Source organism: Nitratireductor luteus (genome assembly GCF_026162365.1).
Classification (GTDB): domain Bacteria; phylum Pseudomonadota; class Alphaproteobacteria; order Rhizobiales; family Rhizobiaceae; genus Chelativorans; species Chelativorans luteus.
The window spans coordinates 417,392-439,423 of record NZ_JAOANW010000001.1; the positions used below are offsets into that span (position 1 = coordinate 417,392).

23 protein-coding genes are annotated in these 22,032 nt (G+C 64.3%); 4 read left to right on the top strand and 19 right to left on the bottom strand.

Annotated elements, in window-relative coordinates; genetic code table 11:
• Positions 1-145: 145 nt before the first annotated feature.
• From N1058_RS02100 to N1058_RS02120, 5 genes are all read right to left on the bottom strand, one after another.
• Positions 146-415, bottom strand: a complete 270-nt coding sequence (locus N1058_RS02100; protein WP_265515917.1) for a GIY-YIG nuclease family protein — start codon at positions 413-415, stop codon at positions 146-148.
• 471 nt (positions 416-886) lie between these two features.
• Complete coding sequence (gene dxs / locus N1058_RS02105; protein WP_420847923.1) at positions 887-2,806, bottom strand: 1-deoxy-D-xylulose-5-phosphate synthase; 1,920 nt, start codon at positions 2,804-2,806, stop codon at positions 887-889.
• Positions 2,807-2,831: 25 nt separating this feature from the next.
• Entirely contained in the window at positions 2,832-3,113 is a 282-nt protein-coding gene (locus tag N1058_RS02110; RefSeq protein ID WP_265515814.1) for an exodeoxyribonuclease VII small subunit, read from the bottom strand.
• Between the two features lie 3 nt (positions 3,114-3,116).
• Complete coding sequence (locus N1058_RS02115) at positions 3,117-4,043, bottom strand: histone deacetylase family protein (protein ID WP_265515815.1); 927 nt, start codon at positions 4,041-4,043, stop codon at positions 3,117-3,119.
• 190 nt (positions 4,044-4,233) lie between these two features.
• Complete coding sequence (locus tag N1058_RS02120) at positions 4,234-4,839, bottom strand: TetR/AcrR family transcriptional regulator (RefSeq protein WP_265515816.1); 606 nt, start codon at positions 4,837-4,839, stop codon at positions 4,234-4,236.
• Between the two features lie 120 nt (positions 4,840-4,959).
• On the opposite strand from N1058_RS02120, the gene N1058_RS02125 reads away from it, so the two are divergent.
• Positions 4,960-6,180 (top strand): MFS transporter, encoded by a 1,221-nt coding sequence (locus tag N1058_RS02125; RefSeq protein WP_265515817.1) that lies wholly within the window; start codon positions 4,960-4,962, stop codon positions 6,178-6,180.
• 64 nt (positions 6,181-6,244) lie between these two features.
• On the opposite strand, the gene ribB is transcribed toward N1058_RS02125, so the two are convergent.
• Both ribB and aroC read right to left on the bottom strand, forming a co-directional pair.
• A complete protein-coding gene (gene ribB / locus N1058_RS02130) occupies positions 6,245-7,345 on the bottom strand; it encodes a 3,4-dihydroxy-2-butanone-4-phosphate synthase (RefSeq protein WP_265515818.1) in 1,101 nt (366 codons plus the stop codon).
• 80 nt (positions 7,346-7,425) lie between these two features.
• A complete protein-coding gene (aroC, locus tag N1058_RS02135) occupies positions 7,426-8,526 on the bottom strand; it encodes a chorismate synthase (protein WP_265515819.1) in 1,101 nt (366 codons plus the stop codon).
• A 162-nt stretch (positions 8,527-8,688) separates the two neighbouring features.
• Between aroC and N1058_RS02140 the strand changes: the two genes are divergently transcribed.
• On the top strand, positions 8,689-8,943 hold the full coding sequence (locus N1058_RS02140; RefSeq protein WP_265515820.1) for a DUF1344 domain-containing protein: 255 nt from the start codon (positions 8,689-8,691) through the stop codon (positions 8,941-8,943).
• Positions 8,944-9,500: 557 nt separating this feature from the next.
• Here the strand turns inward: N1058_RS02140 and N1058_RS02145 are convergent.
• From N1058_RS02145 to N1058_RS02160, 4 genes are all read right to left on the bottom strand, one after another.
• Positions 9,501-10,088: a histidine phosphatase family protein gene (locus tag N1058_RS02145; protein WP_265515821.1), complete on the bottom strand. Its 588-nt coding sequence runs from the start codon at positions 10,086-10,088 to the stop codon at positions 9,501-9,503.
• Between the two features lie 113 nt (positions 10,089-10,201).
• Positions 10,202-11,020 (bottom strand): enoyl-ACP reductase FabI, encoded by an 819-nt coding sequence (gene fabI / locus N1058_RS02150; RefSeq protein WP_265515822.1) that lies wholly within the window; start codon positions 11,018-11,020, stop codon positions 10,202-10,204.
• 92 nt (positions 11,021-11,112) lie between these two features.
• Positions 11,113-12,042 (bottom strand): DnaJ C-terminal domain-containing protein, encoded by a 930-nt coding sequence (locus N1058_RS02155; protein WP_265515823.1) that lies wholly within the window; start codon positions 12,040-12,042, stop codon positions 11,113-11,115.
• Positions 12,043-12,207: 165 nt separating this feature from the next.
• Complete coding sequence (locus N1058_RS02160) at positions 12,208-12,591, bottom strand: RT0821/Lpp0805 family surface protein (RefSeq protein WP_265515824.1); 384 nt, start codon at positions 12,589-12,591, stop codon at positions 12,208-12,210.
• Positions 12,592-12,668: 77 nt separating this feature from the next.
• Between N1058_RS02160 and pdxH the strand changes: the two genes are divergently transcribed.
• Positions 12,669-13,286: a pyridoxamine 5'-phosphate oxidase gene (pdxH, locus tag N1058_RS02165; RefSeq protein ID WP_265515918.1), complete on the top strand. Its 618-nt coding sequence runs from the start codon at positions 12,669-12,671 to the stop codon at positions 13,284-13,286.
• Between the two features lie 12 nt (positions 13,287-13,298).
• Here the strand turns inward: pdxH and N1058_RS02170 are convergent, their stop codons facing one another.
• The 6 genes from N1058_RS02170 to N1058_RS02195 all read right to left on the bottom strand — a co-directional run bounded on the left by N1058_RS02170 (position 13,299) and on the right by N1058_RS02195 (position 19,378).
• The gene (locus N1058_RS02170) at positions 13,299-14,054 is read right to left on the bottom strand and encodes a crotonase/enoyl-CoA hydratase family protein (protein ID WP_265515825.1); all 756 of its coding nucleotides are present in this window, start codon (positions 14,052-14,054) and stop codon (positions 13,299-13,301) included.
• Positions 14,051-15,841, bottom strand: a complete 1,791-nt coding sequence (locus N1058_RS02175) for an acyl-CoA dehydrogenase family protein (protein ID WP_265515826.1) — start codon at positions 15,839-15,841, stop codon at positions 14,051-14,053. The genes N1058_RS02170 and N1058_RS02175 overlap by 4 nt, the downstream gene beginning before the upstream one ends.
• A gap of 818 nt (positions 15,842-16,659) precedes the next feature.
• The gene (gene purD, locus N1058_RS02180; protein WP_265515827.1) at positions 16,660-17,946 is read right to left on the bottom strand and encodes a phosphoribosylamine--glycine ligase; all 1,287 of its coding nucleotides are present in this window, start codon (positions 17,944-17,946) and stop codon (positions 16,660-16,662) included.
• Positions 17,947-18,139: 193 nt separating this feature from the next.
• Entirely contained in the window at positions 18,140-18,553 is a 414-nt protein-coding gene (locus N1058_RS02185) for a GFA family protein (RefSeq protein WP_265515828.1), read from the bottom strand.
• A gap of 43 nt (positions 18,554-18,596) precedes the next feature.
• Positions 18,597-19,061 (bottom strand): SRPBCC family protein, encoded by a 465-nt coding sequence (locus N1058_RS02190; protein ID WP_265515829.1) that lies wholly within the window; start codon positions 19,059-19,061, stop codon positions 18,597-18,599.
• A gap of 2 nt (positions 19,062-19,063) precedes the next feature.
• Positions 19,064-19,378: an ArsR/SmtB family transcription factor gene (locus tag N1058_RS02195; RefSeq protein WP_265515830.1), complete on the bottom strand. Its 315-nt coding sequence runs from the start codon at positions 19,376-19,378 to the stop codon at positions 19,064-19,066.
• 124 nt (positions 19,379-19,502) lie between these two features.
• Here N1058_RS02195 and ubiA point away from each other — a divergent pair, with 124 nt between their 5' ends.
• Complete coding sequence (gene ubiA, locus N1058_RS02200) at positions 19,503-20,486, top strand: 4-hydroxybenzoate octaprenyltransferase (protein ID WP_265515831.1); 984 nt, start codon at positions 19,503-19,505, stop codon at positions 20,484-20,486.
• Positions 20,487-20,507: 21 nt separating this feature from the next.
• Here the strand turns inward: ubiA and N1058_RS02205 are convergent, their stop codons facing one another.
• The gene (locus tag N1058_RS02205; RefSeq protein ID WP_265515832.1) at positions 20,508-21,071 is read right to left on the bottom strand and encodes a DUF6101 family protein; all 564 of its coding nucleotides are present in this window, start codon (positions 21,069-21,071) and stop codon (positions 20,508-20,510) included.
• 213 nt (positions 21,072-21,284) lie between these two features.
• Positions 21,285-22,031, bottom strand: coding sequence for a maleate cis-trans isomerase family protein (locus N1058_RS02210; protein WP_265515833.1), 747 nt, complete (start codon positions 22,029-22,031; stop codon positions 21,285-21,287).
• Position 22,032: the final 1 nt, after the last annotated feature.

Below are 22,032 nucleotides of genomic sequence, written 5' to 3' on the forward strand. Positions count from 1 at the left end.
GGCCGCGCCTCTCAATGGGTCCCGGCTCTCCCTGCGGTCGGCCGGGATGACGAAGGTGGGGCGCTCGGCTTCGTCATCCTTAACGTCGGAATCAGGGACTCCACCTCGAAAAACAGAGTTGATGACGAGCCTGAGTTTATTACGCTCACATATTCAACGTCTCGTACAAGTCGTCCCAGCCGGGATTGATGGCCTCGATCATCTCCAGCTTCCATCTGCGCCGCCATCGCTTGATGCGCTTTTCGTCCTCGATGGCATCGCGGATGTCGCGATACTCCTGGTACCAAACCAGCGTTTTCACACCATACTTCTTGGTAAAACCGCCGGTGAGACCTTCTTTATGTTCCCACATGCGTTGCTCAAGATTGCCGGTAACGCCGGTGTAAAGCGTTCCGTTCTTCCGCGATGCCAGGATGTAGACTTACCCGCCCATGAGCAGCAAAATGCACCTTTAAGTTGTGTTCTGCAACACTTATTGGCTCCAGCAAGACAGTCGTTGGCGCTTCCGAAGGAGGATGAAGCCGCCCCACCGTCGTCATCAACCCTGAGGATCCGTTGATGCGTTTTGGAGGATGCAGGCCCGCAGCAGTTCGTCATCCCGGAAGCCCGAAGGGCTATCCGGGACCCATTGGAAGAACATCGTAGAGCCCGGCCCAGTCCTCGCCCCGGCACATTGCAACACCACCCGCGCCTTCTGCGGAACCCGGCCGCGCAAACCCAATAGGTCCCGGCTCTCCCTGCGGTCGGCCGGGATGACGATGTGGGAAACTCGCGCGCTCCCGAGCCTGTCAACGAATGCGCTCAGAGCTGATGACGAGGTCGGTGCCAATTTCGCCATCCCGCAAGCGCGGAACGCAACGCAGAATTGATCGCAAGGCGTGGGTGATCAGGCGCGGACGGCTTGATCGGCACGGCCAAGCGCCGCAAATACGGTGCCCACGATGCCCGCCGCGTCGAGCCCGGCATCCGCCACCATCTTTTCCGGCTTGGCGTGGTCCATGAAGATGTCGGGCATCACCAGCGGGCGCAGCTTCAGGCCGCTTTCCAGCAGCCCCTCATGCGCCAGGAAATGCATGACATGCGCGCTGAAGCCGCCGACTGAGCCTTCCTCGACGGTCACCAGAACCTCGTGGTTTTCAGCGAGGGCGCGTATCAGTGCCTCGTCCAGCGGCTTGGCGAAGCGGGCGTCGGCGACGGTGGTGGAAAGGCCCGCCGAATCCAGCTCGTCCGCCGCCTTGAGGCAGTCGGCCAGCCGCGCGCCGTAGGAAAGGATGGCGACCTTGGAGCCCTCGCGCATGATCCGGCCCTTGCCGATCTCCAGCACCTCGCCGCGCTCCGGCATGTCGACGCCGACGCCATTGCCGCGCGGATAGCGGAAGGCGATGGGCCCGCTGTCGTGGACGGCCGCCGTGCGCACCATGTGCTTCAGCTCCGCCTCGTCGCCCGCCGCCATCACCACGAAGTTCGGCAGGCTCGCCAGATAGGCTATGTCGAAAGCGCCGCAGTGGGTCGCCCCGTCGGCGCCGACGAAGCCGGCGCGGTCTATGGCAAAGCGCACCGGCAGGTTCTGGATCGCCACGTCATGCACCACCTGATCGTAGGCGCGCTGCAGGAAGGTGGAATAGATGGCCGCGAATGGCCGGTAGCCCTCGGTCGCCATGCCGGCGGCGAAGGTCACGCCGTGCTGTTCGGCGATGCCGACATCGAAGGTGCGGCCGGGAAATTCCTTGCCGAACAGATCGAGCCCGGTGCCCGACGGCATGGCCGCGGTAACGGCCACGATGCGGTCGTCCTCGCGCGCTTCCTCGATGAGGCTCTGCGCGAAAACCTTGGTGTAGGAGGGCGCGTTGGAAGGGGCCTTGGCCTGCGCGCCCGTGATGACGTCGAACTTCGACACGCCGTGATATTTGTCGGCGGCGGCTTCGGCCGGCGCATAGCCCTTGCCCTTCTGGGTCACGACATGGATCAGCACCGGGCCCTGGCCGTGGTCGCGCACATTCTTCAGGACCGGGATGAGATGCTCCAGATTGTGCCCGTCGATCGGGCCGATATGGAAGAAGCCCATCTCCTCGAACAGCGTGCCGCCGGTGACATAGCCGCGCGCATGCTCCACGGCGCGGGTGATGGCGCGGTCGACATTCTTGCCGAGATAGGAGGTCAGCTTCTTTCCGAAGTCGCGAAAGCCCTGATAGGTGCGGCCGGAGGCCAGGCGCGCGAGATAAGCGCTCATCGCGCCCTGGGGCGGGGCGATCGACATGTCGTTGTCGTTGAGGATGACGATCAGGCGCGCATCCAGCGCGCCGGCATTGTTCATCGCCTCATAGGCCATGCCGGCGGACATGGCCCCATCGCCGATGACCGAGATGACGTTGTTGCGCCGGCCTTTCAGGTCGCGGGCCACCGCCATGCCGAGGCCGGCCGAGATCGACGTGGACGAATGGGCCGCGCCGAAGGCGTCGTATTCGCTTTCCACGCGCCTGGTGAAGCCGGAGAGCCCGCCTTCCTGCCGCAGGGTGCGGATGCGGTCGCGGCGTCCGGTCAGGATCTTGTGCGGATAGGCCTGATGGCCGACATCCCAGATCAGCCGGTCGTCGGGCGTGTCGAAGACATAGTGCAGCGCCACGGTGAGCTCGACCACGCCCAGCCCCGCGCCGAGATGCCCGCCGGTCCGCGACACGGCGTCGATCGTCTCGGCGCGCAGTTCCTCGGCCAGTTGCGGAAGGTCGCCCTCCCCCAGCCGCTTCATGTCGGCGGGAACACGGATCGTGTCGAGCAGCGGTGTCTGGAGCGGCTTCACGGGCTTCACTTTCGGAAAGTGTGGCGGGCGTGGTCTATTGCGGGTCGAGAGGCTCGACGCCGGCGGCCTGGCCTTCGCGCGAAAGGCGGATCTTCTCCACCTTGTCCTCGGCCGCTTTCAGCAGCTTGTCGCAATGCGCCTTCAGGGCTTCGCCGCGCTCATAGATGCGGATCGACTGTTCCAGCGGCACGTCGCCGCGCTCCAGGTCGTTGACGATGTTCTCCAGCGCCTCCAGCGCCTGCTCGAAGCTCATCGCCTTGATGTCCTTGTTGGCTTCGGCGGTAGTGGTTTCGCCAATATTGGTCTCGGGGGTCATCCCTCACCCTTTCATCAAGCGTCCGACATGGGCGGCGACCGAAAGCGCCAGCCCCTCGAGGTCGTAGCCGCCTTCAAGCAGGCTGACAATGCGGCTGCCGCACAAACGGTCGGCCTTTTCCATAAGCATCGAGGTTGCCCACGCGAAATCCTCCTCGCGAAAGTTCAGATCGGCCAGCGGATCGCGATAATGGGCATCGAAACCGGCCGAAATGATGATCAGGTCGGGCCGGAATTCGACGACGCGCGGCAGGATCACCGCATCAAAGGCGTCGCGCAAGGCGTCGCCGCCGTCGCCGGCGGCCAGCGGCACGTTGACGATGTTGCCCGCTCCCGTCTCGCTGGCCGCGCCGGTGCCCGGATAAAGCGGCATCTCATGCGTGGAGCAGTACATGACGGTCGGGTCGTCCCAGAATATGTCCTGCGTGCCGTTGCCGTGGTGCACGTCCCAGTCGACGATGACCACGCGCTCGGCGCCATGCGCCTTCTGGGCATGGCGCGCGGCGATCGCGGCGTTGTTGAAGAGGCAAAAGCCCATGGCCTTGTTCTTCTCGGCGTGATGGCCCGGCGGGCGGGTCGCCACGAAGGCGTTGTCCGCCGTGCCGGTAAAGACGGCGTCGACCGCCGCCATCGCGCCGCCGACGGCGCGCAGCGCTGCCTCGTAGCTTCCGGGGCTGACGGACGTGTCCGCGTCGATGCGCGCCATCCCGGTTTCCGGGACCGTGCCGCGCACCCGCGCGCGGTAGCTTTCGGGATGGGCCAAAAGGATCGCCGCCTCGTCGGCCAGCGGCGCCTCGGCCCGGTCGAGCGGCTCGAAAACCTCATGCTGCAGCACGCGCTCGATGGCGCGCAGCCTGTCCGGGCGCTCCGGATGGCCGGGAGGCGTGATGTGTTCGAGGCAGGCGGGATGGCTGTACAATCTCGTGGTCATGCCCCGATATAGAGCAAGTCCGGAAAAGTGGGAACCGGTTTTCCGAAAAGACTTGCGACCAAACAAAGGCTTAGAGCGAGATTTTGTTTCTGCCAAAATCGGCTCTAAGCGGGAATTGGCCGTTTGGCCACGCCCCTTTCGCCTTCGGGCATAGGCCTGGTCCGTCAGTCAACGCCGCCAGGCGGAAGATTCACTGCCGCGCGGGCTTGTCTGCCAGCAGTCCTTCAAGCAGCACCCTGAAGGCACCCACCGCCCTTCGCGACGTCTCTTCCGGATCGGGCGCGTTGGCGATCCACAGCGAAGCGTTCAGCGACGCGCCGTTGATCAGATGCGCCATGGCGTCCGGGTCGAGATCGACGATCGTGCCGGCATCCCGCAGCCTGCGCAGATTCGTCGAAAGCGAGGCGATGCAGGCGCTCTGGTTCGGCCATGTCGTGGGATCGCCGAGAACGGCGGGACCGTCGCGCAGCATGATGCGCTGGATTTCCGGCTCGAGCGCCATTCTCAGATAGGCGATGCACTCGTCCACGAACCCCTGCCACGGCGTTTCGGCGTCCGCCGTGATCTCGCGAAGGCGTTCGTTCATCTCCGCGTCGATTTCCGCGATCACGGCTTCCAGCAGGCCCTTCTTGCCGCCGAAATGGTGATAGAGCGCGCCGCGCGTCAGCCCCGCCTCGGCGGTGAAGTCATCCATCGACGCGTCCGCATAGCCGACGGTGCCGAAGGCCTGGCGGGCAGCGGCGACCAGCTTGGCACGGGTTTCTGCGATCATTTCGCTGCGCGGTTTATGCGCCATCCATTCCTCGTCTTCACATACGCTACGTATATTATTTGACATACGAACCGTATGTCATTATCTGATGAACATACGCAGCGTATGTAAACCTCTTCGCACCCTCCATCAAGGATCACATCGATGCCTAACCCTTATAGCGAGATCTTCAAGGCGCCGGGAGCCAAAGGCTTCGCCGCTGCCGGCTTCCTCGCCCGGCTGCCGATCGCCATGGTGCCGATCGGCATCGTCGCCATGCTGTCCCAGACACAGGGCGAATACTGGTTGGCAGGGGCCGTTTCCGCCACCTTCGCGCTGACCAATGCTTTCCTCGCCCCGCAAATCTCGCGTCGGGTCGACAGGCTCGGCCAGACGGCCGTGGTGGGGCCCACCACCGCCATCTCCGTCGTCGCGTTCATGGCGCTGATCGCCGCCGCGAACCAGGACTGGCCTGCCTGGACGTTGTTCGTCTCGGCGTTCCTGGCCGCAGCCATGCCCAGCATGCCGGCGATGATACGCGCACGCTGGACGGGGATCTTCCGCAACAGGCCCGAGCTGAATACCGCCTTCGCCTTCGAATCGGCGGCCGACGAACTGATGTACATCGCCGGCGCGTCGCTCTCGGTGGGCCTGAGCGTCTCCCTGTTCCCGGAAGCGGGCATGCTGGTCAGCACGCTGTTCCTGGCCGTGGGCACGGTTGCTTTCCTGCTCCAGCGGTCGACCGAACCGACCCTCCGGCCCACCATGGACGTCGCCAGCGTTTCGGCGATCAGGCTGAGGCCGGTGCAGATCCTCACGCTTGCGCTGGTGTTCATAGGCGCGATCTTCGCCACCGCCGAAGTGAGCGCGGTCGCGATCACCAAGGAACTTGGGCAGCCCGGCGCGGCCAGCCTGGTGATCGGCGTCTATGCGGTCGGATCGTTCGTCGTGGGGCTCGTGCTGGGGGCGCTCAACCTCGCCACGCCGCTGCACCGCCAGCTCGCCATCGCCGTCACGGTGATCGCGGTGACAACCGTGCCGCTGCTCTTCGCCGACACGGTGGCTCTCCTGGCGCTGGCCGTGTTCGTCAGCGGACTTGCCATCTCGCCGACCTTCATCACCGCATTCGGGCTGATCGAGCGCCGCGTGCCGGAAACGGCGCTGACCGAGGGTATCACCTGGGTGATGACCGGCATCGGCATCGGCATGGCCGCGGGCGCGTTCACGGCCGGCTGGGTGGTCGACACTTTCGGTCCGCATAACGGCTTCTGGGTTTCCGTCGTGTCGGCAATGGCGGCACTGCTGACGGTTCTTCTCGGGCAGCGGGTGCTGGCCGACGGAGGACGCGCGCCCATCGCAACACCTGTGCCGCAACCTGCCGAATAGAGCAATTCCAGGAAGATTGGACGCTCGAAAGAAAAGGCTCCGCCTCGATGCGGGGCCTCTTCTGCTAAAGGATATCCGTGGAGGCGATCTCGATGCCGAAGCCTTCCAGTCCGACATAGTGGCGCTCGCGCGATGCGATGAGGCGGATGGACGAGATGCCGAGGTCGCGCAGGATTTGCGCCCCGAGCCCGATCTCGCGCCATTCACTTTCGCGCTGGAGGGCTTCCGCATGCGCTTCGCTGTCCGCCGTGCCGTGGGCACGACGCTGCTGGTGGGCCACGCCGATGGAGCCTTCGCGCAGATAGACCAGCACGCCGCGTCCCTGCGCCGCCATGTGCTCCACGGTCTTTTGCAGGCGTTGTTCGGCGCCGAAGACATCCTCTGCCACATCCTCCGTGTGCAGCCGCACCGGAATCTCGTACCCGTCCCGGATATCGCCGAACACGATGGCCAGATGCTGCATCGCCTCCCAGGGCAATGTGTAGGCGTGGGCGGTTGCGGGGCCGGAACGTGTCGTGATGGGAAAGGTGCCGACGCGCTCGACCAGCGTTTCCTGGCGCTGCCGGTAGGCGATGAGATCGGCGACGGAGACCTGCTTCAGCCCGTGCTCCTCGGCGAAGGCCTGCACGTCCGGCCCGCGCTTTACCGCCCCGTCGTCATTGACCAGTTCGCAGATGACGCCGATCGGCGGCAGGCCGGCCAGCTTGCAAAGATCGACGGCTGCTTCCGTATGTCCCGAGCGCATCAGCACGCCGCCTTCGCGGGCCACCAGCGGAAAGATGTGGCCCGGCCGCACGAAGTCGGATGCGCCGACATTGGGATTGGCGAGGTTGCGCACCGTCAGGGTGCGGTCCTCGGCCGATATGCCGGTGGTCGTGCCGTGCTTGAAATCCACGCTGACGGTAAAGGCCGTCTGGTGCGGCGCGTCGTTGTCGGCGACCATGGGCGCCAGGCTGAGGCGCTTGGCCTCCTCGCGCGGCATGGGCGCACAGACGATGCCGGACGTGTGGCGCACAATGAAGGCCATCTTCTCCGGCGTGCAATGCACCGCCGCGACGATCAGGTCGCCTTCGTTCTCGCGCCCGTCATCGTCCATGACGACGACGATCTCGCCAGCTTCAAAGGCGCGCAGCGCCTCGACGACTTTCTTCTGATCGTATGGCATCTATTGCATTGTTCCAATTGGTGAATGGTGAATGGTGCGGCAGGCTTGTCCAGAACAACGAGCACCGAGACCAATCCTGTTCACTGTTTCCCTGTCTGTCCCCGATGGCGCAGATAATGATCGGCGATGGTGCAGGCAAGCATTGCTTCGGCGATAGGCACAGCGCGGATGCCCACGCAGGGGTCGTGCCGTCCCTTGGTCATGACGTCGACCTCCGCACCGTCCTTGTCCACGGATTTGCGCGGCGTGAGGATGGAGGATGTCGGCTTGACGGCGAAACGGGCGACGATGGGCCCGCCGGTGGAAATGCCGCCCAGCACGCCGCCTGAATTGTTGGACAGGAAGACCGGCTTCCCGTCGGCGCCCATGCGCATCTCGTCGGCGTTTTCCTCGCCGGTGATGCGGGCCGCCTCGAACCCGTTGCCGATCTCCACGCCCTTGACGGCGTTGATCGACATCAGATTGGCGCAGATATCCTGGTCCAGCTTGGCATAGATCGGCGCGCCGAGACCCGCCGGCACGCCCTCTGCGACCACTTCGATCACCGCGCCCACTGACGATCCCTTCTTGCGGATGCCGTCGAGATAGTCCGCGAAGATGGCCACCGAGGCCGGATCTGGCGTGAAGAACGGGTTCTCCGCATGTCCGATGTAATCCCAGTCCCAATTGGTGCGGTCGATGGTTTTTTCGCCCATCGCGACCAGCGCCCCGCGCACGACCATGCCCGGCACGACCTTGCGGGCCAGCGCGCCGGCGGCAACGCGCGTGGCCGTTTCCCGCGCCGAAGACCGGCCCCCGCCGCGGTAGTCCCTGAGGCCGTATTTTGCCTCATAAGTGTAATCGGCGTGGCCGGGGCGAAACCGCTTGGCGATATCGCTGTAATCCTTCGACCTTTGATCGACATTCTCGATCAGCATGGAAACCGGTGTGCCGGTGGTGATCAGCGTCTCGCCATCCTCGTCGGTCATCACGCCGGACAGGATCTTCACCTGGTCGGGCTCCCGCCTTTGCGTGACGAAGCGCGACTGGCCCGGGCGGCGCTTGTCGAGGTCGGCCTGGACCTCCGCCTGGGTGAAGCGGATGCCGGGCGGGCAGCCGTCGACGACGCAGCCGATGGCCGGCCCATGGCTTTCGCCCCAGGTGGTGACACGGAAGAGATGGCCAAAAGTGTTGTGAGACATGGTCGCCCGATCGCAAGTAGGTTCCGCTAGCTTCTATTGGCCTTTGAAAGCGCGGTCAAACACCGCGTCGCGAACCACTTTTGACATATTTTTGGTTTCCACTCCGCTGCATCAACGATACGGTCCGCGTGGTCGGACTACCTTCAGACCAGAGGTTCAATCATGCGCATCGCCGCTGCCGCTCTTTCCCTTGCCATTTTCCTGTCCCCGGGGCTTGCCCTTGCCGCCGACGCGGAAGGAACGATCACCAAGATCGACGAGGAAACCATGACCATCACGCTCAGCGACGGCGTGACCTACAAGCTGCCCCAGGACATGAACTTGTCCGGCATCAGCACCGATGTCGACGTCGTCATCGCCTATCTCGAGAAGGAGAATGGCGAGAAGCAGATCACCGACATGTTCCTGCCGGAGTAGGGCTCGGCTGCGGCTGCGTTCTCATAAACAACTCTGATGAAGCAGTCGACGCACTTGGAAGGGCAAGAGTTCACCACATCGTCATCCCGGAAAGCCGAAGGCTTATCCGGGACCTATTGGAAGAACAGCATGGAGCGCGGCCCGGTCCTCGCCCCGGCGTATTTCAGCACCACCCACCCCTTCTGCGGAGACCGGCCGCGCGCGTACCGTAGAGCGCGGCCCCTCTGAGCTTGTCGAAGGGCCTCGCCTAGTTGCAGTTGCGATTTGCCGCCGCGCCCCCCCCTGCCCCAGGCCTATCGCATATGGAAGCGGCGTTGCTCCCCCACTCCGTCTCGGCCTTCGGCCGATCCACCTCTCCCCCACAAAACGTGGGGAGAGGAAGGGTGCCCTGCATCACGGCCGGTGCTTCCTCTCCCCCGTTGCGGGGGAGAGGTGGACCGCGAAGCGGGACGGAGTGGGGGGAAGGCGCCGACATATGCGATTCCCCTGCCCTCTGCCCTGAACCTGTCGAATGGACAGAGGGGATGCGAAGGGGCTCAGCGATAATCAACTTACAATTAAAACCACTCCAGCCGGCCATTCTCGTGGCGCAGGATGCGGTCGTGGGGAATGTCGAGCATCGCCGCGTCCTCTCCCGGCACTCCCGCCAGCCAGCGGAAAACGGCTCTGATGACGCCGCCATGGGTGACGCAGATCGTGGGATGGACCACTTCGTCCAGCCATGGCCGGACACGTCCGGCAAGCATTTCATAGGTCTCGGCATCGTCTCCCGGCGGCAGGAAATGCCATTTCATTCGCGACCGGGCTTCCGTGCAGCCGGGATTCCTGGCTTCCAGTTCGGCATAGGTGAAACCCTGCCACGCGCCGAAATGCACCTCGCGCAGCCTCGGGTCGGTGCGATAGCCCTCGCGAGGCAGGCCGAGGATTGCGCGCACCCGTTCCATGGTCTCGCAGGTACGCCGCAAAGGGCTTGCGACGTAATCGAAAGCCAAGGGATCCTCTACCAGCGCCGCCAGCCGCTTTCCATTGCGGTCCGCTTGGGCGCGGCCGGTCTCGTTGATGTCGGTGTCCGCCTGGCCCTGGAGGCGCGACTGGAGGTTCCAGTCGGTCTGGCCATGGCGCACGAAATAGATCAGCGGCGGCACGATCTGCCCCTATAGCATACTGCAGTTGGCCGGATTCACCCGACGTCCGCATAAACGCGGAAAAACAAAGAGATAGAGCGTGGGCCGGGGCCCACGCTTCCGTTTCTGAAATCCTATTCGGTGACGACCGATATGTCCGGCGCGTCCACCGCCTTCATGCCAACGACATGGTAGCCCGAATCGACATGCAGCACTTCGCCGGTCACCCCGCGCGAAAGGCGCGAGAGCAGGTAAAGGGCCGAATCGCCGACCTCCTCGACGGTGACAACCCGCTTGAGCGGCGAATTGTATTCGTTCCAGCGCAGGATATAGCGGAAATCGCCGATGCCGGATGCGGCCAGCGTCTTGATCGGGCCGGCCGAGATGGCGTTCACGCGGATATTGCTGCCGCCGAGATCAACCGCCAGATAGCGCACGCTGGCTTCCAGCGCCGCCTTGGCGACGCCCATCACATTATAGTGCGGCATCACCTTTTCGGCGCCGTAATAGGTGAGGGTCAGGATCGAGCCGCCATCGGTCATCAAGGGCTCGGCGCGCTTGGCCACCGTCGTCAGCGAGTAGACAGAGATATCCATGGTGCGCAGGAAGTTATCCCGTGTCGTCTCGATATAACGGCCGTCGAGCTCGGCCTTGTCGGAGAAAGCGATGGCGTGCACGAGGAAATCGATCTTGCCCCAGCGCTTCTCGACTTCGGAGAAGACGGCATCGAGGCTGTCGGGATCGGTGACGTCGCAATGGCCGACAACGATAGCGCCCAGTTCTTCGGCCAGCGGCTCGACACGCTTGCGGAAGGCGTCCCCCTGATAGGTGAGCGCAAGCTCGGCCCCTTCATTCGCGCATGCCTTGGCAATGCCCCAGGCAATCGAGCGATTGTTGGCCACGCCCAGAATAAGCCCTCGCTTACCGGCCATAAGGCCATTCCCAGTTGTCATTGCCGATTCTCCGAACTTCTACACTGCGGAGGACGCCCTATCGCACAGGGGCAACGCTGCATCAAGCGCATAGCTGCCGGGCCGCCGCGCCGCTAAGCTTCGGCTTTGCGGAAAAGCGCCTCCAGCGCGGGATCTCCGCCTTCCGGCAGCATGATACGCACATGCCCGTAGAAGTCGCCATTGCCGCCGGTTTTCAGGGGCAGGCCGCGACCCTTGAGGCGAAGCGTGCGGTCGGAGCTCGACCAGGCCGGCACCTTGACCGCAACCTTGCCTGTGGGCGTTGCGACCGTCACCTTGGCGCCCAGGACGGCATCGCGCAGGCTGACAGGGATGTCGGCGTGCAGGTCCCGGCCCTCCACGCGGTAGCGCGGGTCGGACTTCAGGCGCAGCGTCACCAGCGCGTCGCCGCGCTCGCCGAACGGCGTCTCGGCGCCCTGCCCCTTCAGCCGGATGGTCTGGCCGTCCTCGACATAGCGCGGTAGCTTGACGGCAAGCCGGCGGCCGTCCGGGAAAACCGCAGCGACCTTGGATTCGGTGGCAATGTCTTCGACCCCGACATCGAGGGTCGCGCGGATGTCGCCAAGGCCCTCGGGCCGGCGCTTCGCTCGCCCCGCGCCGCCGCCGCCCGAAAAGGCGTGGCCGAATATCTCGCTGAATATATCCTCGCCGCCAAGGCCCGCACCATCGGGGCCGCCGGAGCGGAACTCGAAATGGGCGCCCCGGGGACCGCCACCGGCGCCGCGGCGGAAGCCGGCGAACGGGTCGCCATGGGCCCCGCCCTCGAAGCCGGCGAAACGGGGCTTGCCGCTGGCGTCGATCTCGCCATTGTCGAAGGCTCGGCGCTTTTCCTCGTCGCCGAGGATTTCGTAGGCTTGGCCAATTTCGGCGAAGCGCTCCTTGGCCTGCGGATCATCCGGCTGCTGGTCCGGATGATACTTCTTGGCAAGCCGCCGATAGGCCGACTTTATGTCCTTGGCCGACGCGCTCTTCTGCACGCCCAGCACGTCATATGGGTTCCTCATTCTGCCCTTACCCAAAGAACGGCCCGGACCTTCGGCCGGACCGTCAAATCAGTGATTTTACACAGATATTCGACCCATATATGCGCATTTTCAGCTCAAAATTCCAGTATCCCGGCTGAAACTTCGACAGATTTGGCGCTTTCAGCTGAAAATTTCCGGCCGCTTCTACCGCATCTCCAGCCGGACGAGCCGCAAGGCGCCGGCGGCATCCTCGCACGCCTTGCCGTCGTAGAGGCCGACGCCGTCGAAGCTTTCGCGCGTCGTCGTAAAGGCGATACAGGACCGCCCGGTCTCGTTCGCCGCGAATGCCGAAACGATCTCGCCATGAGCTCCGGTCGTCCCGTTTTGCCAGGCTTTTCCGCTGCTTCCCAGCGCCAGCGCGGACACGATCGAAGGCGCGTCCTCCGCCAGCAGGGGATCGGAAAGGAGGGGCCGGGCCTCTTGGATAGACGCGGTGATGAGCGTCGTGTCGGGCGCCAGCACCTCCTGCGGCGCGCTGGCGCAGCCCTGAAGGACGGCAATCAACACAAAAAGCCGCAGCAGAACCAATCGTATACCCCTACCTGCCTCTTGCATCACGTAAGGCAATCGGCATTCTCCCAACCTGGGCAATAATGGGCAGGATGATGGTTACCAACGGGTTAAAGAAGTCCGATTTTACCGAGGGTGCAGAGCCTTACAGGGTTTTCGCCGAATGGCTGGCGGAAGCCGAGAAATCGGAGCCGAACGACCCCAATGCGACGGCGCTCGCCACCGTCGACCCTGACGGCATGCCGAATGTCCGCATGGTCCTGCTCAAGGGCTTCGATGAAGAAGGCTTCGTCTTCTACACCAATTTCGAAAGCGCCAAGGGCGGCGAGATCCTCGCGACGATGAAGGCCGCCATGTGCTTCCACTGGAAAAGCCTGCGCCGGCAGGTGCGCATTCGCGGTGCGGTCGAAAAGGTCAGCGATGCCGAGGCCGACGCCTATTTCGCTTCGCGCCCGCGCGGCAGCCGCATCGGGGCATGGGCCTCGAAACAGTCGCGCCCACTGGAGAGCCGGTTCGCGCTGGAGAAGGCCGTCGCCGAATACACGGCGAAATACGCCGTGGGAGAGATCCCCCGCCCACCCTACTGGTCGGGCTTCCGCATCCGGCCGGTCAGCATCGAGTTCTGGCAGGACAAGCCGTTCCGGCTTCACGACCGATTGGTCTTCACCCGCACCGATGCCGGAAAGTGGGAGACGGAACGCCTTTATCCCTGAACGAGGGCCAACTTACCCCGACTTCTTGCGGCTCATGAAAGCGAGGAAGGCGGCGCGGGCTTCGTCCGACTTCAGCCGCGCGCGGAAATGTTCGCCTTCCTCCTTGATGCGGGCGATCACGTCTCCGCGCGACGCCCTGATGAGATCGCGCGAAATGGCCAGGGCTTCCGGCGGCTTGGCCGCGAGCGCTTCCGCCGCGGCAAGGGTCCGGTCCTCAAGCTCCGATGCGTCGACAACCTTGTGGATAAGCCCGGCCCGCAAGGCCTCGTCCGCGCTCAGCCCCTCGCCGAGGGCCAAGAGCGCGAAGGCGCGCTGGTGACCCAGAACGGCAGGTGCGAGCAGGCTTGACCCGGCTTCGGGAACCAGACCAAGATCGACGAAAGGCGTCCTGAACACGGTTTCGGGCGTGGCGAAGGTCAGGTCGCAATGCAGGTGGATCGTGGTTCCGATGCCGACGGCGATGCCATCCACGCCGGAGACGACCGGCTTGCGGCTTTGCGCCAGCGCGAACAGGAAATCGAAGACCTCAGCCCCGAAATCATTACCGCCGGCGGCGGCGAGGAAATCGGATAGGTCGTTGCCCGCCGAGAATGCGCCGGGCTGGCCGAGCATGACGTTGCAGCGCACCTGCGGATCGTCGCCGGCCGACTTCAACGCTTCCGCCATCGCGCGATACATGGCCAGCGTGATGGCGTTCTTCTTCTCCGGCCGGTTGAGGCGGACGATCTGCACCGCCCCACGGCGCTCGACAATGATGTGCTCGCTCATCCGTTTACGTCCAGCAGGCCGGCTGCGGCAAGGAGACTGTCCTCGCCGGCGATCACCTGGCGCTTCAAAGCGGCCGTTTCAGGCAGGAGGTTTTCGGCCAGGAAACGTGCAACGCGCGCGGCATCGGCATTGGAACCGGCGACAGCGCCGCCCGCCGCCATGGTTGCGCCGGCCGCCAGCGAGAACAGGCGCAGATAAGGCGTTGCGCCGCACAGGGCGCTTTCGGCCTTGCCGTCGGCGACCAGCGACAGGAGGTGGTCCGTAGCCTCTTCCAGATCGTCGATCCCGGCGGCAAGACGCGAAGCGGTCTCGCCCAGTTCCGGCATGTTGGCGCCGCGAACCCGCTCCGCCGTCTCCCGCAATTCGACAATGAAGCCGCGCACGTGATCGCCGCCCGACTGGGGCAACTTGCGCATGACGAGGTCGATGGCCTGGATGCCGTTTGTGCCTTCATAGATCGGCGCAATGCGCGCATCGCGGTAGAGCGCTGCGGCGCCGGTTTCCTCAATATAGCCCATGCCGCCATGGACCTGCAGGCCGAGCGATGCCGCCTCGACGCCGATATCGGTGGAAAACGCCTTGGCGAGCGGCGTCAGGAGGTTGGCGCGCTCCTGCCAGTGCGCCGCCGTTTCGCTGCCGCCGAGGCGGGCCATATCCATGGCATGGGCGCAGGAATAGGCGATGGCGCGGGCGGCCTGCGTCATGGCCTTCATCGTCAGGAGTGTGCGCTGCACATCGGGGTGGGACACGATGGGGCTCATGTCGTCACCCTTGTCGGCGCCCTTGTCATTAGGCGCACGGCCCTGGCGGCGTTCCTTCGCATAGGCCAGAGCCTTCTGGTAGGCGGCTTCGGCGACCGCCACGCCCTGCATGCCGACGGCGAGCCTGGCATTGTTCATCATGGTGAACATGCAGGCCAGGCCGCGATTCTCCTCGCCGATGAGCCAGCCGACCGCGCCCGGCTGGTCCCCATATTTGCCGTCGCCATAGATCATGGTGCAGGTCGGCGAGGCGTGGATGCCGAGCTTGTGTTCGATGGAAGCGCAGAAGGCGTCGTTGCGGGGGCCGACCGAACCGTCCTCGTCGACCAGATATTTCGGCACGAGGAATAGCGAAATGCCCCTCGTTCCGGCGGGCGCGTCGGGCAGCCGGGCCAGAACCAGATGCACGATGTTATCGGTCAGGTCGTGCTCGCCATAGGTGATGAATATCTTCTGGCCGAAAATGCGGTAGGTCCCATCAGGCGAACGTTCGGCGCGGGTTTTGAGCGCATTCAGGTCGGAACCGGCCTGCGGTTCAGTCAGGTTCATCGTGCCGGCCCACTCGCCGGAGACCAGCTTTTCCAGATAAGTCTTCTTGAGGTCTTCGGAGGCGTGCCTGTCCAGCGCCTCGATGGCGCCCATCGTCAAGGTCGGCCCGAGGGCGAAGGCCATGGAGCTGGAGTTCCACATTTCCAAGGCGGCCACCGCAAGGGTCATCGGCAGGCCCTGCCCGCCCCATTCCTGCGGAGCGGCCAGCGCATTCCAACCGCCTTCGCACCAGTTCCGGTAGAGTTCGCGCCAGCCGGGCGGCATGGTCACCGCGCCATCTTCGAGGACCGCGCCCTTCTCGTCGCCAATACGGGCAAGCGGCGCGACCTCCTCGCCGGCAAAGCGCCCGGCCTCCTCCAGAATCGCGTCGACAAGGTCTTCGGAGAGGTCGCCGTAAAGACCTTCCTCGAGCGCCTTCTTCATCCCGGCGACATGGTTCAATGTATGGGCGATCTCTTTGACCGGTGCGCGATACATGCAGTCCTCCTCCAAAATCACGGGCCTTGCGAAGGCTAGCCTTCGACGGCGCAGGGGGCCAGTCTTCGCATTGGGTATGTGATATTTTCTTTTTACGTAAACGTCAATCGTGAGGCATGCATGCCTGCCATTTGGCCGTTCCGGTAAGAATGGTCTGAAGTACCCGGCTTCGTCACCCTGGAAGCCCGCGGGGCTCTATCCGGGCCTATTGGAAGAACAGCATCGAGCACGACCCGGCCTCCGCCCCGGCACACTTCAGGACCACACGCGCTTTCTATGGAGACCGGCCGCGCCTCTCAATGGGTCCCGGCTCTGCGCGGCTTCGCCGCTTGGCCGGGATGACGGAATTGGATAACTCGCCCGCGCTTGCCCGTGCCTCTCCCGCGCATGGCCTTGAGCCGAGGATCCGTGCCTGAACCCTGAAGATACGCCAACCTGTGTCGGGTGGATGGGACGAACAAGGATGCTGTTGTAGGCTGAGTTGCCGGCCGATCAGCCACTGCGGCAGGAATTGGTCGGAAGTAGTGTGCGGCTTCATCGTCCCGGAAGCCCGAAGGGTAGCCGGGACCATTGGAAGAATAGCATAGCGGACGGCCCCGCCCTAGTCCCTGCACATTACAGCACCGCCCGCTCCTTCTGCGGAGACCGGCCGCGCCTCTCAATGGGTCCCGGCTCTGCGCGGCTTCGCCGCTTGGCCGGGATGACGGAATTGGATATCTCGCCCCGTCAAAACTCGTCCCGGTCCAAGGGGTGGGAACCAGAAGGACAGCGAACCGAACCTTCTCGTATGACCGCCGTGGAGTCGCGAATCTCCGCCGCTACCGGCCGGCCTTCTCACGCTCTATCGCGCGCCAGCCGATGTCGCGGCGGCAGAAGCCGCCGGGCCAGTCGATGCGGTCGACGGCGGCGTAGGCGGCGGTGCCGGCCTCCGCGACGGAATGGCCCAGCGCCGTGACGTTTAGGACGCGGCCGCCATTGGCGACGAGTTGGCCGTCCTTCAAGGCCGTGCCCGCGTGGAAGATGTTGACGCCGAGGGTCGGGTCGGCGGCATCGCCGACGCCATCGATCCTCGTGCCTTTTTCCGGCGTTCCGGGATAGCCCCTGGCCGCCATCACCACCGTGAGCGCGGCCTCGTCGCGCCAGCGCGCCGACATATGGGCGAGCTGCCCATCGGCAGCTCCCTTGAGAAGCAGCAGCAGATCGTCTTTCAGGCGTGGCATCAGGACCTGGCATTCCGGGTCGCCAAAACGAACATTATATTCGATCAGGCTCGGTCCATCGGCGGTGATCATCAGCCCGGCATAGAGCACGCCCGTAAAGGGAGCTCCCATCTCGGCCATGCCCTTCAGGGTGGGCTCGATGATCTCGCGCATGGTGCGCTCTATCATCGCGTCGGTCATTACAGGCGCGGGGGAGTAGGCCCCCATGCCGCCCGTATTGGGACCGGTATCGCCCTCACTGAGGCGCTTGTGGTCCTGCGCCGTGCCGAAGGGCAGCGCAGTCTTGCCGTCGCAGAGGCAGAAGAAGCTTGCTTCCTCGCCTTGAAGGAACTCCTCGACGACGACCTCCGCGCCGGCACCACCGAACAGGCCGGAGAAGCAATCGTCGATGGCCGCGCAGGCTTCGTTCTCGGTCATGGCGATGGTCACGCCCTTGCCCGCGGCAAGGCCGTCGGCCTTGACGACGATGGGCACGCCCACCTGCCGTATGTAATCCTTGGCCTGGGCAGCGTCAGCGAAGCGGCCATAGCCGGCGGTCGGGATTGCGTAGCGGGAACACAGATCCTTGGTGAAGCCCTTGGAGCCCTCCAGGCGCGCGGCGGCCGCGGACGGCCCGAACACCGCTATGCCGCCGGCCTTGAGCGCATCGGCCAGCCCGGCCACCAGGGGGGCTTCCGGCCCCACCACCACGAAATCGATCTTCTTGTCGATGCAGAAACGGCAGACCGCATCGTGGTCGTCGACATTCAGCGGCACGCATTCGGCTTCCTGCGCGATGCCGGGATTGCCGGGGGCGGCGTAGAACTTCTCAAAAAGGGGCGAGGCGGCGATCTTCCAAGCCAGCGCGTGCTCGCGGCCGCCCGAGCCGATGAGAAGAACATTCATGGTCGCCACCTCGTGCCGTTTTCAGTTGGCATCGGGCTATGACCGAAACGCCCGCGCGTCAAGCAAAGGCGTGCGGTTGCGCAAAGGAAAAGCGCAGGGCTATCGTATATGGAACTTTGCAGCCCCAGGCTTCCATGATCCGTTTTTTCGGACCTTAGCATCGTCGGCAGTTTCGTACTGCTTACGACAGAATCTATCCGGGCATTCGCTCGAATGTCCGCAGCGAGGAATCGATCGTGTCCCAGGCATGGGCGCGGATGGTGTAGGTAACCACCTGCGGGTTGAATTTGGCTGGGTCGTCCAGGCTGCCCGCGTGGACGGCAATCACGTCCGGCCTGGCGGGAAACGTCAGGTAGACCGGCGTTCCGCAGATGGGGCAGAAGGCGTGGTCCTTTTCCACGCCGCTGTCGGCCACAATCCGCCACTGTCCCGCTTCGCCCGCAATCCTCACATCGGCGCGCGGTGAGAAGGTCAGATAGGATCCGTGCCCGGTGCCGCTTCGTTTCTGGCAATCCGTGCATTGGCAGTGGTTCTCGAAGACCGGTTCACTGCTCGTTTCATAACGGATCGCGCCGCACGCGCATCCGCCCTTGTAGGACTTGGTCATAGTTTTTCTCCTCGGGATGTTCTGGATTTGACGCGGCGCTGAATCAGGCCGCCTTGGGCTTGGCGAATACGTCGAGCCCGCGGCCGGTTTCCAGGAAGGATTTCAGGCTGGAGAGGACGGCCGGCCAACCTTTGCTGATGCCGTTCGCCATTCCGCTGCCGGCTTCGAGCTCGTCATGGGTGACGGTCAGGCGGACCATGTCTTCGTATTCCTCGATCTCAAACGTCACCCGGCTGTAGGCTTCCGGATCGGACGCCTGCGAAGCGTTTGCCCAGGTGATGACGAGACGGGTCGGCGGCGAGACCTCAACGACCTTGCCGACGAGTTCGACGGTGCGTTCGTCATTGGCGCGGATGTGTTCCCACTTCGACCCGAGCTTCCAGTCGGAGACGTTTTCGTGGCCCCAATAGCGCCTTGCGACGTCCGGTTTCGTAATGGCCTCGAACACCTTTTCCGGCGTCGAGAGAATGTAGGTCACGTAAACGAAGCTGGTCGTCTCTTTGGTCATTGCTACTCTCCTTCGAGTTCTTTCTTCAGATCGTGCAGCAGGCTGAGCCGCTGACGCTCGAATTTCCGCACCCACCGTTCGTAGACCTCGTGGAGCGGCACGGGGTTGATGAAATGCAGCTTTTCCCTGCCGCGCCGGACCGTGCTCACCAGATTGGCCTCCTCCAGTATGCCGAGGTGCTGCGTGGCGGATTGCCGGGCCATGTCCAGATTTTCGCAGAGCTGGCCGAGCGTCTGCCCGTTCTTGTCACAAAGAAGGTCAAGCAGCCTTCTGCGTGTCGGGTCGCCCAGAGCTTTGAAAACCTTGTCAGTGTCCATCGGTCCTGCTCGTATCTGACGACAGATATGCAGGTAAATACCTGCATGTCAAGAGAGTTCCACCTTGACGGAAGCGGCCTGTCTTGCCACTCCATCATCCGAGCCAAAGTTTTCGGGAAGAAGCATGGAAAAGATCCAGTCCAGAGCCGAGCGCGGCCGCGTCGCCGATGCGCCGTCGGGCCATTGGGTCTACCGGCTCCTGCCGCGTTCGGCCTGGCCCTATGCCCAGCTTGCCCGCTGGGACCGACCGATCGGCTGGCAGTTGCTGCTGTGGCCCTGCCTGTGGTCGCTCGCCATGGCGGCCAGCGCGGGGGCCAAACCGGGTGCGCCACTGTGGAGCGTGATGCCTTCGCCGCTCTATGTCCTGTTATTCGTTATCGGCGCCATTGCGATGCGCGGCGCCGGGTGCACCTATAACGATCTCGTGGACCAGCGCATCGATGAGGCGGTGGAGCGCACGCGCTCGCGCCCCCTGCCCTCGGGTCAGGTTTCGCGGCGGCAGGCATGGGTGTTCCTCTGCGCGCAGGCGCTGGCGGGGCTGATCGTGCTGGTACAGTTCAACGGCTTCGCCATCCTGCTCGGGCTGGCATCGCTGGCCGTCGTCGCCATCTATCCGTTCGCCAAGCGCTTCACGGACTGGCCGCAGCTTTTCCTGGGGCTGGCCTTTTCATGGGGCGCGCTGATGGGCTGGGCGGTGACCTTCGGCAATCTGACGCTGGCGCCGCTGCTCCTTTATTTCGGTTCGATCCTTTGGGTGATCGGGTACGACACGATCTATGCGCATCAGGACAAGGAGGATGACGCGATTGTCGGCGTGCGTTCCACGGCACGGCTGTTCGCCGAGAACACGAGCTACTGGCTGATAGCGCTCTATGCCGGGGCGCTTTTGTTTTTCGCCGTCGCTTTCGGGCTTGCCGCGGTGCCCATGCCGGCGCTTGCCGGCCTTGTGGCGGCGGGGGCGCACATGGCGCGCCAGATCCGCACGCTGGACATTGATGACCCGGACCAGTGCCTGGCCCTGTTCAAGTCGAACACGGTGGTGGGCGCGCTCATCTTTCTGGGATTGCTGGGCGGCGGCGCCTGGGCGACGCTCAGCCCGTATTTCTGAACAGCCAGGGTCCCCCGACGATCAGTCGCGGGCGATGATCTCTTCGCCGCCGACGACCAGCCGCAGACCCAGCGAACCCTGCTTGCGGCGGGCGAGGAAGCGCGGCCGGCGCTGGCGCACGGGGCGTCCGCGGCGGCGTTCCTTGGGTGCGTCAGCCTTGATCTGGCCCAGCGAATCCTCAAGCGTACGGGCGATGCCGTCGGCCTCGACCAGCATCATCGGCAGGCCATAGGCTTCCGACCAAGCCCGCCAATCCGCCGCCACATCGTCGAAATCGCCGGCGACCAGCAGCGGAACCGACAGCATCGGGTCCTTGTGCAGGAGCTCCAGCGTCACCGTCACATCGCCCTCGCCGTCCTCTATGGCCCGCGCGGCCACGCCTTCGAAGGCATTGGGCGGCAAGGCAAAGGTGACGGGAAGCTGGCTCATGTTCAGATGGCGGCGCATGCGCACACCGCGCTTGTCGATGGTGAACGCCACTTCGCCGAATGCATCGTGCGATGCGTAGCTGACCGCCTGGGGCAGGCGGAAAGGGTCGAGCCGCATTGCGCGGCCCGCCCAGACGGGCTTGAGACCACTCGCCATACTTTATGCCTTCCTGTTACTCCTGAGAGCCGGTTTTCCGGTCTCTCCGGGCCAGATTTCTTCCGGCCTCGTTATGGGAAGGACTGTAGCGCGGGGTTGTTACCTACGGGCTTAGAAACTCGGTTAAATTTTGCTGATCTGATAGTTGGTTAGCGGTTTCAGACCTGCCGCAAGAGTTGCGTAACGAATGTCACCGGCCGGTAAACCGGCATCTCACGCCAGCGCCGGCGGCAGCGGGCAGGTAAGCAGCCGGCCCTTTTCCGGCAGGCTGTCGTCAACGCCGGCCCGGCGCATGGCCATCCACAGGCCGGCCAGGTTGGAGGTGACGACCGGGCAGCCGATGCGGCGCTCTATCTCGGGCGCGAGCGTTGCCGCCGGCAGCGCCGTGCACGAGATGAACAGCGCTTCGGCGCCCGCCACCATCGCATCCTCGGCGGCCTCGACTATCAGCCGCGGATCGAGCCGCGCCATGTCGCGGTCGTCCTCCATGTCGAGGCCATGGGCGTTGACGACTTCGAAGCCGTGGCCTTCGAGGTGGTTGACGATGGCGGTCGCCGTGTCCGCGATATAGGGCGTCATCACCGCGATGCGGCGGGCGCCGAGCGCGCGGAACGCCCGTTTGGCGGCCATTATGGGCGTTATCGGCGCGATGCCGGGCCGGCCTTCGGCAATGGCGGTGGCAACCTTGTCCTCGCCCAGCACCACGGTGGCCGACGTGCAGGAGAAATAGAGCGCGGAGAGCGGCACGCCCGGCACCACCAAGCGCGCCGCCTCGCCCAGATGCGGCAGCGTGCGGCGCAGTTGCTCCGGCGATGTCGGGTTCTCGAAGGGAACGCGCGTGGCGCACACCGTTACCTTTGGCGGCATGATGGCGCGGATGTCGTTCTCGGTGACAAGATCGGTCGCCAGGAGAATCGTGCCGATCACCGGCCTGCCGGCATCGAAAAATTTCTGATCCATG